This window comes from Candidatus Litorirhabdus singularis (genome assembly GCF_026262625.1).
Classification (GTDB): Bacteria; Pseudomonadota; Gammaproteobacteria; order Pseudomonadales; family Halieaceae; genus Litorirhabdus; species Litorirhabdus singularis.
Genome location: NZ_SHNN01000002.1, coordinates 44,897 through 59,569, shown reverse-complemented (window position 1 = coordinate 59,569; position 14,673 = coordinate 44,897). Strand labels below are relative to the sequence as shown.

Sequence of the window (14,673 nt, the reverse complement as noted above, 5' to 3'; positions counted from 1 at the left end):
AGGAAAACTGCTCCTGCGGCCTAATAGCTGCAGCTGTCTCAGAGCTTGCGCACCTTGAACTTACGCCCTTTGATACGGCCGTTACGCAATTGCTGTAACGCCGTATCAGCCAAACGGCGCTCTACGGCCACATAAGCACTCATGGTCAGCACATCAATTTTTCCCACTGCGGTGCCGGGTATACCGGCCTCCCCGGTGAGCGCGCCCAATATGTCGCCCGGCCGCATTTTGTCGCGACGCCCACCGGCTATACACAGGGTTATATAGTCTGGCGCCTGAATCGCTTGTTCGGCACCAGACAGGTCGGCCACCGAACTAAACTCCAACGGCCGGCCCAGGTATTCGCTCAAGCGATCCAACTGAAAACGTTCACGGTCGCTGAACACTGTCAGCGCCAGCCCCTTCTTGCCCGCACGCCCGGTACGGCCGATGCGATGAACATAGACCTCTGTATTGCGCGGCAGGTCGTAATTAATCACCGCCGGCAAGTCATCTATATCCAGGCCCCGGGCCGCCACATCGGTGGCTACCAAAAGACGAATACTCTGCTGCCGGAACTGCATTAGAACCTGATCACGGTCGCGCTGCTCCATATCGCCATGCAGAGCCTCTACCGCATGTCCCGCCGAGCGCAGTTCGGCGGTAACCTGGCGCACGGTGTCTTTGGTATTACAAAAAACCACAGCCGTGGGCACGGCATAGTGGCGTAAAAGACGCAGCAGCACTTCGCTCTTCTGCGCCGGGCTGCAAATATACAGCGCTTCGTCAATGGTAGAGGGCGGTTCCTCAGATTGCACCGTAACGCGCTGTGGATCCCGCTGCAGCTGCGAACCCAACTGCTGAATGTTATCGGGGTAAGTGGCCGAGAACAGCAGGGTTTGCCGGTCTGTGGGAGTTGCCGCCACAATCGTCGCAACATCCTCGGCAAACCCCATCTCTAACATGCGGTCGGCTTCGTCTAACACAAGTGTGCGCAACCGTGGCAGGGTCAACGTCTCCTTACGCAGATGATCGAGTAAGCGACCCGGCGTACCCACTACAACATGCGCGCCGTGTTGCAGCGACCCTATCTGCGGACCAATGCCCTGACCACCGCACAAAACCACGACCTTGATATTCTGACGATAGCGCGCCAAGCGCCTAATCTCGGCCGCCACTTGCGTGGCCAGTTCGCGTGTTGGGCAAATCACCAAGCCCTGAGTAGAAAAATCACGCGGATTAAGTCTGCTCAATAGCGGCAACGCAAAGGCAGCCGTTTTACCACTGCCGGTTGCAGCCTGCGCCAGCAGATCCTTACCAGCCAGGGCTGGCGGTAAGGCCTGGGTTTGAATCGGCGTCATGTGCAAGTAGCCTAGATCAGCTAGATTACGCAGCTGTTCAGGGTCCAGCGGCAAGCTGGCAAAGTCACTCGCCTTCGCCGTTGATTGCTCTGATGTTGATGATTCTTGCTCTTGCTTAGACATAAGTACCCGGGTTCCCGCAGCCCGACGTTTCCGGGCAGGCGTGCCGGGTCGCGGGTCTGAATGGCGTCGTTATACAGCAGCCAAAGACGGCTGGCTATGACTGATTGCACTGCCCAGGGACGCCTGGCGTCAGTCGGGCAATGAGACTTCCATACGTGGCATATCATCGGGCATGCCGCCCAGGGACACTGCACAGCGCGAAAATCCGTGAAAGTGGCTAATGGCCATGGATAAGTGCACCAACTCCGCCGTGGTAAATTCCGCCAGCAGACGCTGCTGCAGATCAGTACCAATAGCCGCAGGATTGCCAAGATACTGGTCCGTAAATTCCAGAATCAACTTCTCGCGATCGCTGAGTGCACTGTCAATGAAGCCGTCTTCGATCATGGCCACCTTACTCTCATCCAGGCCTGCCTCGATGGCAATGTCATAGCGGACATTGCGACAAAATACACAGTTTACGGTACGCGCATTGCGCAGCCGCGCGATTTCGATTTCAGCCGCATTCAGCGGACCACCCAGCCAGATCAAAGCATTCACTGCCAAATAAGGGTCCAGCGTCTCGGGCACCAGTGCCAGACTCGAGTCGCGAACCACATTGCCGGTTTTTTGTTCCGGGGCCGTCACCCTTGGTTTTGAAGCCATGACTATTGGCCCTCTACCGGTAAGACCGGAAGTTGCCATAACAGGCTAAGCCGGGTCATACCATCAAACAGGCCCAAAGCCTCTACCAATGCAACCAGACCGGCATCACCGTGATGTTGCTTGACTGCCTCGGCTTGAGCGTCGGTAATCGCCTGCGTATCCATTGCATAGACCTCGCAAAAATCCAGGCACGCGCGCTCTGCAGAATCAAACAATTCACTGCTGGGCCAGTCGACCAGGGCCAATCGTTGACCGGGTGCCAGCTCAGCTTCAGACTTTTGCCATTCCACCGCGCTGTTATGGAGTTGGGCCAAACGTAATCGACATAGTTCTAAACTACTCGCCGGCAGCTGCGGCAGGGTCCACAGCTGCGCATAAAGTTGCGTGTAACTCGCCGCCAATTCCGGCATTGCCGCCAACACCTGCTGACGGTCAGCCGCGTCTGCTAACCAACTCATACCTGACACTCCAAAACTACAGTACTCCACTATAAAACTCCTGGCCTGAGCTTGGCAGTCTATTTTTTATCTGCCAAGGCCAAACTTTAAGCACAGCCACACCGCTAACCATCACCAACCAACCAAATCGGGTTACTGAATGCCAGCGGGGTAAAGTCGGGCAGCACTGCGCGGTAAGTAGCATCTGGCGTCCCGGTCACCTCTACGACCACAAAACCACTAATATCGCCGGGTAATGCCAGATCGACGCGATCACCCGCTTGCACCGGTACTGTTCTGAACACCCCCCCGTTAAGGTAGACAACCAGAGTATCCACAGGAATCCAGTCGGCAGCATCCACCGCCACCTGAAGGCTCAATGTTTGACCAGAAATAGTGTCCCCCAGCGTCGCCACTTCGCCCTGCTCATTCTCAATCAGCACTGCCAACTGCGGGCCGTTGCTGCCGACCACCCTGCCCGCACGTAAACCCGCCAACATTGACGCCTGGGTAGCTAGCGCTGAAGTTCCCATCTCCATAGACACATAATTGGTAGGCACAGCGACTAGCGCCGCGGACTTGTGTGAATCACTGTTTGCCGTGCCCACTGGACGCAAGCCCTGCCGCAACAAACTGAACCAATCCTCGCGCACCAACCGGTACAGTTCCATATCAGTGCCGTTGAGCACTTCCAGCAGATCAAAATCAGCATCACGCAGCCCGGCCTCATTGGGTTCCAACAACGCCACATTACTCTGCGCCGTCATAGCCTGCTCAGGATCAAACGCCTGCCCAACACCCAGGTGATCAAAATAGGCCAGACCCGGGTCGGGTGCATTTTTTACCCGCGGGTGATTAAGCTGAAACAATGCATCTGGAGACTGCTCGCGGGTCCATTGCATCAGGTCACGCAGACGCACCCCTTCATGACGCGGCAGGCCACCACTAAACTCGCGCGGCTGATAACGCAAAGGAAACACGTTGCTGTGTCCATTGGTGCTTGGCGTTGCCTCGGTATAGGCCATGCCGGTAAATTCAACACCGGTCAGCAGGGTTATCTGATCGGCCAACCCCATATCAGCCACCAAGTCGCTATAGTCATAAATTCGATTATGTTCGGTGGCCACCAGAATCTCGGCGCCCATAGCGGCAAAAGATCGTATTCGTTCCGGTAATGGCATCGCTGAATCGAAACTAATGGCACTGTGAACATGCAGGTCAGCGCTGACCTGACCCGGGGTGTCCAGGACTCGCAACGGCCAAGCAATGACAAGTTTGGTGGTGTCTCCCTCGCCCACCGTTAGCTCCGTGGTAGTCACAGAGAACTCCAGGCCGCGACTGGCGTACACCTGGTATGCACCAGCCGGCAGTAACACCTCTGCAGGGTCGCCCGCGGTGCCCGCCAACGACACACTATTGGTCTGCACGCCATTGTCCCAGGTTTCACCCGCACTGTTAGCGCCACTGAAATCATCGCCAATAGACGGGTCTGGCGTACCCTCAACGCCCTTGAAGGTCAGGCGCATGGCATAACCGGTAGGCAACTGCACCCGCGCAGCGCTGGAACCACTCAATACGCCTACCTCCAGCTCGCCTGAATCAAGCGCGGCGGCATCCACACGCCAGCGGTACTCTCTGCCATGCCCCACCGTGACATGCCTGGCTACAACCTCACTGACATCCTGCGGCACTCTGACTCGAAAGCGTCCATCGGCTGCGGGGGTTACTGTAGTCAGCGGATGACCTTGCGCGTCGCTAAGCAGCAGCCGTCCGTTGGCCGGCTGTATCTGGCCGGTGATCACTGCGCCCTGATAATATTCGTCGGTAATGTGCGCGACGCTGGTATCTGGCTTGACCAAAATACTGAAGCGCATTTCCAGACTCTCTCCCTGTGCCAGATCCATCCAACGGCTCTGCAGGAATTCCCAAATGCCCGGTTTCCGCGAGCCTGCCAGCGGCACCTCTGCCAGTCCACCGAACACAGAGTAATCGCTATCGGTAATGGTAAAAGCCTCGATCACCTGCTCATCTTCAGCCGGTGTGCGGCGAGTAATGCTGTCTAATTTGACCCCGTAGCTGACCGGCGCGTCCAGCGCTTCTGCACCCATAAAGACTGTCAGATCGCCAGGCTGCATCGCTCGCAACATCACTTGCTCATCACTACGATCCACCTGCAACCAGTCAAATCCCAACGAGTATTCCCGCTGCGCAGTATTCAGCGCATAAGGGGTCAGTGAGCGCGATGGGTGCAAGAACATGGTAGCCAGTGTATTGAGCTCAGTACCGGGACCAACCCGAGTCACGGTATGCACCACCGTCAGCGTATCCCTCCTATCCAGCTCCAGTTGATAGCGACTCTCCAAGCGCAGCCCCTGTTGCTGACCCTGCACCACAACAAAGGCGCTGGCTGCACCGAATCCTGTCCTTAAACTGTGAGGCCGCGTCAGTGATTCAGTATCCATATTGGGTAACAAATGAGACATCAGCCATTGATCATTACCCGCCCCGCAATGACCCAGATCCACCAGAACACCGCCCCAGGCTGTCATACCACTCTCGTGATCAAGGTCGCTAATCACAGCGCATAAGTGACCATTACTGAGCGCCCAGTCACCGATACCCGCAATGGCGTCCGGTCCCTGTGGCCGCAACACTGCCCAATTATCCAGGGTCAGTTGCTCGGCCCGTAGCGCAGTATCCGCCAGTGTCAGGCACGGCAGCAGTAAAGTCATTGTGAGGCAAAGACAGGCAGCGCCGCGCGTCATTGTAGTGTCCATCATTGATTTACTTTTCCCGGTTGGGGCTGGTGCAGCCAGAGGACACATACTTTACACTGCTGGCATGACCAATCCCAATCTAGTAAACGCCCTAAAAAGTTACGCCAATAACCCCACCTCGGTGGTCGAAGGCGCACTGTTGGTATCAAACATTATTGACCCTGACAGCGACAGTCAGTGGTGCCGTAAGCAACTACAGGAAATCGCTGCAGGAATGGCGTCTGATAGTGGCGCTGCCGGATTGGTAACAGCACTGGGTGAGTTAGGTTTCACAGGTGCGTCAGAGTACTACCAAAGCGCCAACAGCAACCTTCAACACGTCCTGCGCGAGCGCAAAGGCATACCCATCAGCCTGGCAGCCATGGTCATTGGTGTTGCTGAACAGCTCGGTCTGCAAGCCCACGGCGTTAACTTCCCCGGGCACTTTATCGTGGCGGTCGACAAGGTGCTCATAGACCCATTCACGATGACACTGGTGGATGAAACCGAATCGCACCGCTGGTTACGCAAACAAGGGTTCGATCCCAAAACAGCGTTTTCCGTGGCTACGCCACAGCTGTTTGTAGTACGCATGCTCAACAACCTCACCGGCTTGGCCCGCGCCAGCGATAATCTGCCCAGAGCATTGGAACTGGCGGACTATAAATTGGCGGTGACGCCTGAGCGTTTGCCCATCTATCTGGAGCGGGCAGAGCTGTGGATTGCTGTGGGAGTCAATGACATGGCGCGAAGGGATTTGGAGAGTGCGCTGGAACTGGTAACTGACGCTAATAGCCGACGCAGTATCGAGCAGCGGCTGGGAGATCTAGAAGACACACCGACACGGTTGCACTAGCTGTCGGTCTCATCCTCTGATGGATTGCCAGACAATATCTCATCGAAGTCAGCGTTGATAATGGCCAGGCGCTCAGATAAATCAGATACCAGCGGACTCCCGGTATCCATAGCGTCCTTCCAGTATCTTACTGCCAAAGACAGAATTTTCGCCTCTGTCTCCGAAACCCGCACTGAGGCGGATACTTCAGACTGTTCTATCACTTCCATGAGGGTATTCCTGTGTCGCCCGACGCCCATAATAGGTCGCTACCCGAGCGGCTGAACAGCTTACAGTAGTGTAACTGCGAATCACACACCCCAAAAAGGGCAATTTTGAGAAGCCCGTCATGCTTTTTCCGGCTAAACTGGGAATCCGCCCCTCTGAATCTTCCCTAATGTCGGTAACCCTAGCCAAGTCTGTTCAACGCCGCCAATGGTTTGATATCAAATCTGCCATTCTTGGCGCCTTGCTGATGTCGACTCTGGTGGGGCTGGTCAACGCCGGACACGGCCCGCTGGCTGCGCTGACTGCAGCTGGAAAACAGGCCGCGTACACGTTCTTCGTGGCAGGGTTTATCATGCAATTCTGCCGCTGGCTGGCGCAACAGCCCATGCGCGCCGGCGCGGCCATCGCCACCGCCACCTTGCTGCCAACGGTGATCACCGTTGTGGCTGTGTACACGTTGCATAGCTTTAAAGGCACCCCTGAGCCGGTACTATCAACCATTCCTGTGGTGGTGTTGTGTTTAGGAGCGTTCTTTTTAGTGGCGCGTAATCTGGTGCTGGAAAGGGCAGAGGCCGAATCGCTGTGACCCATCACACGCTGAGAATGCCGCTGGGGCTAGCCGTTATCGAGGTCTAATTTGGTACTAAACAATAGCCCACGCTCGCCGTCTATCAACGCGTCCCCATAACCCAGCGAAAAACTCAGATTGCGCTGCGGAAACCAGTTCAAGCTGCCACTGCCAAACACTTCTTGTTCGTCATACCGAGTCTTGTCGAGCCGGTTTACTTTAAAAGACAGTGAATACTCTGCCGAGGGGGTCCAGGCCAGACCCGCCCTGTAAAGCCGCTCTGAATTAATACTGCTATCCGCTGCAACGAACCGGGTTTCATGCTTGACCGCGCTGGACATTTCTAACAGCAGTTCACTGGCAACCTGATAGCGAGTACTGAATTTGAACACGTCGGTACTGCGGGTATGCGTGAGTCGGTCAGCAAATTCATTGAAGGACTCCCACGCTCCATCCCAACTAAGCCGACCGCCCTGCAGAGTGCCGGCCAAACCCATAATCACGCCACGTTTTTCCTTGGCAACGGACGCAGCCGCGGTCTTATCAAGCTGATATTGATAATGCACACTAAGATCAGCCAGATCCTTCATACTGGTAGTCAGCCCTGGTCTAACCCGATATCGATAGGCATCACCACCCGCTGTGACTTTACTGCTCGCATCCAGGCCTGCGTCGACACCCAAAAACTGATTCAACGCATCACTGCGCAGCGTGGCGCCCATAATTTGACTAACCGCCTGCGCGTCGAGCGCACCTTGATCTTGCAGCCGGCTTTCGACCTTGTAATCGACGGCAACTTGCACCAATTCATGGCGCAAGGAGACACCCAGGCCAGAGTTAAAACGAGCCTCCTGTAACTCCTCGCTATCACTGCCGACCCATTGTGCATTAAACAGGGCAGGCTCGAAGGAGTAGCTGAGTTGGGTACCGTCAGCGTAGACCAGGGCCGACATTACTGTCGCCAGTACCCATACTACTCTGAGGAAAAACTTTGCGAACACTGCTAATCCTTTAAAAAACGCAACAACGGTAATGGCAGTCCAGACACAACTATCAACGCCGCCCTTACCTTAAACTTTTAGACAGTATAGGTGGATTCGGTAGTTATTCAAATTATTCATTGGCTTACGGAATATACCTAAAATATTAGTGAAGGTTTTCCCGGGGGAAGTCACAGAACCCGGAACCAGACTCTGTCTATCAGGACCTTGCGAACGCTCGGGTGCCAGCCTCTTTTAGCCTGTGTACCCCTAGGCTGCATGCTCTATGCTGCGATGGGTTCTTTTCTCACTTCTGCCGCCGGGGCTGTTACCGCAGGCTTGGCTAATTCGCGCAAATACAGTGAGCGCCAGATGCACCAGGCGCTCGCCACCAGCAGAGCACCTGCCAAAACAAAGGACTGGATGACTAGCGCACTCCAAAGCCATATCACCTGCCCATGCGATAGCAACAGAGAAACCACAGCAGTCAGAAGACTGGCGCACACCAGCGTAGAGCCTGTGAATGCCAGCTGACGGGCCACGCGCCGCGCCGCAATAATGCCGGCTGTGCCTATCCAAAGATGTGTTGTTTGCATAAGTTCTAACCTCCTATCGGTAATCAGCAATAAGACTAAGATCACAACGCATGCAGACGGCTGGTAAAGTGGCTCCCTGCGCTTCTCAGGCTCTTCGCCTGCGATGCATCTCTTAATGTTATTAGATTACAGGCGCACGACAGGCACATGCATTTACCTGGATCAATAAACCATATTTTTTTTGGGGTTATATGTATGGCGATTCAATTTGCCGCAGGAAGGCAGGGTTAGATCGGAGGGTTTCCCCCAACCAGCCTGCCGCTGTTGCAGTCGACGAAAATGGCCGCCGACTGCGCCAACGTGGTGGGACGACTGAACAAAAACCCCTGCCCAAAGTCGCAGTGTAGTTGCTGCAAAAACTGTAATTGCGCCTGAGTTTCAATGCCCTCGGCAATCACCTGCAAGCCCATGGTATGGGCAATAGCGATCATGACTTTGATCAGCTCTTCTGCACGCTCGGAATGACCGATTTCGAGAGTAAAACTGCGGTCTATCTTAAGATAGTCCAGCGGCAGGCGCCGCAGGTAGTCCAGCGATGAGTAACCCGTCCCAAAGTCGTCAATAGATATTCTGATACCCATATCATGGATACGAGTCAGCTCTGACATGACGAACTTGGGGTCATCGATTACGCCGGTTTCGGTCAGTTCCAACTCCAAATGCTCTGCAGGCACTCCATGATCACGCAAAGACGCCTGCAATGCCTTGCGGAACTCATCGGAGCGCAACTGCCGCGTGGAGATATTGATTGCCACGTTATGCCAGGTGTTATATCGCCCATACCAGTCGGCTAGCTGACGACACACCTCTTCCACCACCCAAATGCCTATCTCTTTGATCTGCCCTGAGCTTTCTGCAATCGGCACAAAAGTATCCGGTGGCACTGGTTCGCCGTCATCGGGACGCCACCGCAATAGCGCTTCGGCACCCTTGATACTGCTGTCGGACAATTTGACGATGGGCTGGTACTGAAGAAACAGCTCTTGCTTGGGAATCGCCTGTTCCAGCATTTTTTGGATGCGGCGCTTATTGAGAGCCGCTTTATGCATATCCGGTTCGAAGAACAGATAGCAACCGCCGCCCGCGACCTTGGCGTTGTACATTGCAGCATCGGCTCGCTTCAACAACTCACTGGCACTGCGCACTTCTACATCGGGGTCCATCACGGCAATGCCGATACTCAAGTTACCATTGACGTCATTACCACTGAAATCAATAGTCTGACGCGCTGCGGCCAGTATTTCATCCGCGATGGTAGCCGCGTTGGTGTCTTCGGAAATATCAGCCAGTGCTACCGCAAATTCATCACCGCCCAGCCGCGCGACCATATCAACTTTGCGCACCCTTGCCTCTATACGACTCGCAAACGTCGCTAGTAAAAGATCACCGGCCTCGTGACCAAAGGTGTCATTAATATATTTGAAGTTGTCCATATCCAGGAACAGCACTGCCATTTTCTTGCGCGAGCGCTCTGCGCGAGCAACAGCACGCTCGAGGTAGTGTTGAAAATGAGTCCTATTGGCCAACCCGGTAAGCGGATCAAAATTAGCCAATCGATAGAGCTCTTCGTCTTTATCACGGCGCTCACTAACATCTTTGAACATCACCACCAAACCGTCGCCATTAGTCATCGGCTCGCAGGAATATTCTACATAGAATGGATGATGGCCCGCCGTTTGCCAGCGCTCAGAATCGTAAGCAATGGCTGGCACGGCAGCTTCCAGGTAGCTCAATAGCCGCGGCTCGCCAGGCTCCGGCTCGCGGCTCAATGCATCGCTTCGATCCGATTCAGCGCGCACAAAAAACTCAAATATATTTCGTCCCTGCAAAGCACTTTCCTGGCTCTGTAACAGGTTAGCCGCGCGAGCATTGGCGAATGAGATAGTGCCATCTGACTGCAGTCCCAGCACACCGTCGCCGGCTGATTGCAACAATGCCTGCATCCAGCTATTAGAATCTTGCAGCTCGCGCTGGGTTGAGGCCGTCAACAACTCCAACTCGCGCACACGTTCTAGCATCAGAATGCGCTGATCTTTGGTGCGCAGCTGTCGATACAACACCTGAAACAAAACGCTGATCATGAAGAACGTTAAGCCCAGAAACCCCGCTTGCACCAGGTTATCGGACGTCAAGCGGTCCAGAGTGATATGCAGGTATAACTCTTGGAACAGGCACACCAGTGTCGCGATGGAAGCTACCGCTAACGCGAATCGACCCAACATCATGGCCCCGGCAAATGCTACTGGCACCATCAAAAAATTGCCCAACACACTGTTAATGCCGCCACTGCTGAACATCAGCAGACCAAAGAAAACAATATCAGCGCAGAAAACAAGAAAGATCGGAATACTGCTAGAGGTATAAACACGTGGCAGCACTAAAGTGGCCACGGCAATCAAAATGTTGGCAATAAAATAACCCAGTACCAAGTTTTGAAACAGACCAGGGTGTAAGCTGCCTACAAACTGCTGAGCGGGCACCTGAATGAAGATATAGAGCAGAAAAAATGACAGGAATACCCGATAATAATTGTACACCCGTAGGACCACATACGAAGGCTCGCGACGCCGAAGTGGGCTCGCTATCGGCACGCCAGCCGCCTCCGGATTAGCGGCTGCATGAGTTTCTGTTGTGCCGGCTGCACGGGGGCTGGGCATGACGAATTAGGTAACTCCTGTGTTACACAGATTATAAGCGCACGGCGCTCAAATATAGTATGGTTCGCATCACATATTCCCGGTATTGCCGTTTTTTTTCTACAAACTGACGCCAAATCAATACGGCACACAGAAAGAGTACCCCATTATGTTGCAGCCTGATTTCATTATCGACGTCGCAAGCCCCAATGCCTACCTCGTTCACAAGGCGTTGGGAGCCATTGAAAAGCGCACAGGGTGTCGCTTTAACTATGTACCCTGCTTGCTGGGCGGTATATTCAAAGCCACTGGTAATCAGGCGCCGATGCTGGCATTTGGTGATATCAAGGGTAAGCTCGCCTATGATCAACTGGAAATGCAGCGCTTTATCCAGCAGCATCAACTCACTGCATTCACGTTCAACCCACATTTCCCGATCAACACTCTCACCCTAATGCGCGGAGCAGCCGCCATGGAGCTTCAAGGGCAAGATGAGCTGGTCCAGTACCTGGATAAAGTGCTGCATTACATGTGGGAAGAACCGCGTAACCTAAATGACCCAGAGATACTGGCTAGCACCCTCACGGATGCTGGCTATGATGCTGAGGCCCTAATTGCCAGCACCCAGCAACCCGAGGTCAAACAACGGCTGATCAGTAATACTGAGAAAGCGGTGCAGCGCGGCACCTTCGGCATACCCACATTTTACGTGGGAGATGAAATGTTTTTTGGCAAAGAGCGCCTGGGTCAGGTCGAGCTGGAAGTCACGCGAACCCGCTAGTAGCCCACCCTACTGCGGATAGGTACTCTGCGTTAGCTCTCCGGTACTGCACTAACCCGTCGCATCTCTATGGTGCGGCTCATAAACCCCACCTTGACCTTGATGCCCATAACATCCGGTTTAGACAGACTGATGCGAGCTTGTTTGTATTCGCCAAACTTCTCAGCGTAAACCTCTCCCTGCCACTGCTTATCTTTCACGGCAACCAGGTTTTTTAACAGGACTGTGCCCACGCGCCCAGTGTAAACATCATTGCGCACCACCGTACCCTCACCCTGCCCGCTATCGAAACGCACTTCGATCCAGGCCGGTTGCTCGGTGTGTTGCCAAAAGCCGACCAAATCATCGGAACTAAATGCAGCAGTATTCATAAAGCACAGTAGGAGCAGTGCTAGCCTGCTCAGGGTTACCCTGCTTGGGGGGTTCATATGCAAACCTCCCATGCCTGCCACCTCACGATGCCGATACCAGGTCACGTATGGTGAGCTTACCCAATTGCGACATATGCACCTCATCTGGACCATCAGCAATACGGCAGAAGCGGGCATGCGTGAACACCGTGGGAATCAGGGTATCCTGACAGACACCAGCACCACCAAATACCTGCATGGCACGATCAGCTACGTTTTGGCACATGGTGGGGCCCACAATCTTGACCATTGAAATATAGGGCATGGCGGCTTTCACACCCTGTTTATCCATCACATCCGCGGCCTGCAGGGTGAGCAGACGGCACTGTTCAATCTCGCACCGGCTGCGCGCTATTTCATGCTGTACGCTGGTCTTTTTACTCAGTTTCTCGCCGAACGCCACGCGCTCTTCCGCGCGCTGGCACATCAACTCAAGACAACGCTGGGCCAGGCCCACAAACGTCATAGCATACTGAAAACGGCCTGGGCCCAGTCGACCCTGGGCGATCTCAAAACCACAACCCTCGCCTTTGATCATATTGCTGACTGGCACCCGCACATTATCAAACAGTAGCTCGGCTTCGCCGCCGGGTGAATGCAAATTGTCAAACACACGCAGTTCACGCACTAGCTTCACCCCAGGGGTATCACGCGGTACCAGAATGGTTGAATGCTGGTGATGCCGGTCGTTTTCCGGGTTGGACTTGCCCATAACCAGCATAACCTTGCAGCGCGGGCTAATAGCACCGGTGGTCCACCACTTGCGGCCATTGAGCACGTATTCATCGCCATCGCGCACAATCTCCAGTTCCATGTTAGTGGCGTCAGAAGACGCTACCTGTGGTTCAGTCATGGCGTATGCAGAGCGGATTTCGCCGGCCAGCAGCGGCATCAACCACTGTTCCTGTTGCTCCGCTGTGCCGTACTTCGCCAAAACCTCCATGTTACCGCGATCCGGGGCGTTACAATTAAAGACTGGTTGCGCCCAGGTCACCTTGCTCATAGTTTCAAAGATGGTGGCGATCTCGACGTTGTTCAGGCCCGGACTCCAGGGTTGGTAGTCATCCGGCAAAAACAGGTTCCACAAGCCCTGCGCTTTGGCCTTCGCCCGCAGTTCATCAAACCAGCCTGGCACCTGCCAACGATTGTCCGGGTCCAGCGTAAACTCTTCCCAATCGTGTTCACGCGGATAGATGTGCTCCTGCATGAAGGCTTCTACCTGCGCATTCAGCTCAATGACTCGTTCGGTTTTCTCAAAACCCATAGCTGGTATCCCTATTCCTTAATCAGTAAACAACATACTCTCAACACCGGTACCGGCCAGCAGCTGGTCAACCCGCGCGCGTTCCTCGGTGCTCAGCGCCTGGTAGCGCTCATTGGTCCATTGCAGGCATTTAGCCTGATACGGAAAAGTCCGCTGCGTCCAGGCAGCGCCGTCAATCTGGCTCTCCCAGGTCTTTTCACCAGCGCGCACTGCCTCTGCGTTCGCTAATTGCGCCGGCGCGTATACGCGCCCTACTTCCGCCAGCAACTCGCGCAGGCTGTCGGGCTGATCTTCCAGGGCTAGCCAATCACTCTCGGCCGGATGACAACCCGACTGGTCGCGCATGTGATCTACCCAGGCGACCGTGCGCGGCGACACTTCATGGGCGATAGCCCGGGGCGTTGGATCAAAGGCTACCAACTGCGTGAGCTGGCCGAACAATCCAAAATCGCCAGCGCCCGGGCGCGCGCCCAGCATAAACTTCTGGTTGCCCAGGTGACTTTCCATCGCCGCCAGAAAGCGTCGATAGCTGGCATCAATCACCGGTGCCGTGGTGTCGTTGGAACCGACTACATACAGACGCCCGACTTGCCGGTCAGTTATGTAGGTCTTGAAATGCGCATGGGCTTCGCTAGGCAGACTCACATCCACACTAAGCGGCAGCAGCGTGCCGGCGTTGTCGGCGTCTGCTGCTGGATACCAGCGGTAGTGAAACATGTACTTGGTGCACCACTCGTCAGCAAAGTCTTCCAGCAGGTAGTCCAGAAACGCCAGCACCGGATCGTTCGGCAGCACGGAGCGCTCTGGATACATCGCTTCCAGGCGTCGGATAATGGGCGTCGAGTCACAGGCTGCTTCCAGCTCACCAGCCGCGTCCTGAAACACGAAGGTCGGCATAAATATCGGCTTTGGTTGCTCCACCTGCAGAGAATCCAGAAAATTGGCCGGATCGCCCCACTCAATGGCATAGGGAATATGCCGGTAGCGCAGCAACGCCACCATTTTATGGGTATAAGGCGAGCCGGTTCCACCGACGAGTCGTAAAGGTTCATCTGAAGACATAAGGAATGCTCT

At 54.7% G+C, this 14,673-nt stretch carries 14 protein-coding genes; 3 read left to right on the top strand and 11 right to left on the bottom strand.

All coding sequences use genetic code 11. From position 1 onward, the window contains the following. Window positions 1-38 precede the first annotated feature (38 nt). The 4 genes from dbpA to EYC98_RS08650 all read right to left on the bottom strand — a co-directional run bounded on the left by dbpA (window position 39) and on the right by EYC98_RS08650 (window position 5,325). A complete protein-coding gene (dbpA, locus tag EYC98_RS08665; RefSeq protein WP_279244952.1) occupies window positions 39-1,463 on the bottom strand; it encodes an ATP-dependent RNA helicase DbpA in 1,425 nt (474 codons plus the stop codon). 129 nt (window positions 1,464-1,592) lie between these two features. Beyond that, window positions 1,593-2,108 (bottom strand): carboxymuconolactone decarboxylase family protein, encoded by a 516-nt coding sequence (locus tag EYC98_RS08660; RefSeq protein WP_279244951.1) that lies wholly within the window; start codon window positions 2,106-2,108, stop codon window positions 1,593-1,595. Window positions 2,109-2,110: 2 nt separating this feature from the next. Beyond that, window positions 2,111-2,566 carry a carboxymuconolactone decarboxylase family protein gene (locus EYC98_RS08655; RefSeq protein WP_279244950.1) on the bottom strand — a complete coding sequence of 152 codons (456 nt, stop codon included), beginning with the start codon at window positions 2,564-2,566 and terminating at the stop codon, window positions 2,111-2,113. 104 nt (window positions 2,567-2,670) lie between these two features. Next, window positions 2,671-5,325, bottom strand: a complete 2,655-nt coding sequence (locus EYC98_RS08650) for a CehA/McbA family metallohydrolase (RefSeq protein WP_279244949.1) — start codon at window positions 5,323-5,325, stop codon at window positions 2,671-2,673. Between the two features lie 61 nt (window positions 5,326-5,386). Between EYC98_RS08650 and EYC98_RS08645 the strand changes: the two genes are divergently transcribed. Next, window positions 5,387-6,157: a transglutaminase family protein gene (locus tag EYC98_RS08645; protein ID WP_279244948.1), complete on the top strand. Its 771-nt coding sequence runs from the start codon at window positions 5,387-5,389 to the stop codon at window positions 6,155-6,157. On the opposite strand, the gene EYC98_RS08640 is transcribed toward EYC98_RS08645, so the two are convergent. Beyond that, window positions 6,154-6,366, bottom strand: a complete 213-nt coding sequence (locus EYC98_RS08640; protein ID WP_279244947.1) for a hypothetical protein — start codon at window positions 6,364-6,366, stop codon at window positions 6,154-6,156. The genes EYC98_RS08645 and EYC98_RS08640 overlap by 4 nt on opposite strands. A gap of 167 nt (window positions 6,367-6,533) precedes the next feature. Here EYC98_RS08640 and EYC98_RS08635 point away from each other — a divergent pair, with 167 nt between their 5' ends. Next, complete coding sequence (locus EYC98_RS08635) at window positions 6,534-6,950, top strand: hypothetical protein (protein WP_279244946.1); 417 nt, start codon at window positions 6,534-6,536, stop codon at window positions 6,948-6,950. Between the two features lie 29 nt (window positions 6,951-6,979). Here EYC98_RS08635 and EYC98_RS08630 read toward each other — a convergent pair whose 3' ends face one another. The 3 genes from EYC98_RS08630 to EYC98_RS08620 form a co-directional block, all read right to left on the bottom strand. After that, the gene (locus EYC98_RS08630; protein WP_279244945.1) at window positions 6,980-7,933 is read right to left on the bottom strand and encodes a hypothetical protein; all 954 of its coding nucleotides are present in this window, start codon (window positions 7,931-7,933) and stop codon (window positions 6,980-6,982) included. 263 nt (window positions 7,934-8,196) lie between these two features. Then, the gene (locus EYC98_RS08625) at window positions 8,197-8,508 is read right to left on the bottom strand and encodes a hypothetical protein (RefSeq protein WP_279244944.1); all 312 of its coding nucleotides are present in this window, start codon (window positions 8,506-8,508) and stop codon (window positions 8,197-8,199) included. A 227-nt stretch (window positions 8,509-8,735) separates the two neighbouring features. Then, window positions 8,736-11,165 carry a putative bifunctional diguanylate cyclase/phosphodiesterase gene (locus EYC98_RS08620; RefSeq protein WP_279244943.1) on the bottom strand — a complete coding sequence of 810 codons (2,430 nt, stop codon included), beginning with the start codon at window positions 11,163-11,165 and terminating at the stop codon, window positions 8,736-8,738. 148 nt (window positions 11,166-11,313) lie between these two features. Here EYC98_RS08620 and EYC98_RS08615 point away from each other — a divergent pair, with 148 nt between their 5' ends. Beyond that, entirely contained in the window at window positions 11,314-11,925 is a 612-nt protein-coding gene (locus tag EYC98_RS08615) for a 2-hydroxychromene-2-carboxylate isomerase (protein WP_279244942.1), read from the top strand. Between the two features lie 32 nt (window positions 11,926-11,957). Here EYC98_RS08615 and EYC98_RS08610 read toward each other — a convergent pair whose 3' ends face one another. Genes EYC98_RS08610 through EYC98_RS08600 form a run of 3 tightly spaced genes read right to left on the bottom strand, consistent with a single transcriptional unit; the run spans window position 11,958 to window position 14,661 of the window. Continuing rightward, window positions 11,958-12,353 carry a hypothetical protein gene (locus EYC98_RS08610; RefSeq protein ID WP_279244941.1) on the bottom strand — a complete coding sequence of 132 codons (396 nt, stop codon included), beginning with the start codon at window positions 12,351-12,353 and terminating at the stop codon, window positions 11,958-11,960. Between the two features lie 25 nt (window positions 12,354-12,378). After that, window positions 12,379-13,599: an acyl-CoA dehydrogenase family protein gene (locus EYC98_RS08605; RefSeq protein ID WP_279244940.1), complete on the bottom strand. Its 1,221-nt coding sequence runs from the start codon at window positions 13,597-13,599 to the stop codon at window positions 12,379-12,381. Between the two features lie 18 nt (window positions 13,600-13,617). Beyond that, window positions 13,618-14,661 carry a glutathione S-transferase N-terminal domain-containing protein gene (locus EYC98_RS08600; RefSeq protein ID WP_279244939.1) on the bottom strand — a complete coding sequence of 348 codons (1,044 nt, stop codon included), beginning with the start codon at window positions 14,659-14,661 and terminating at the stop codon, window positions 13,618-13,620. Window positions 14,662-14,673: the final 12 nt, after the last annotated feature.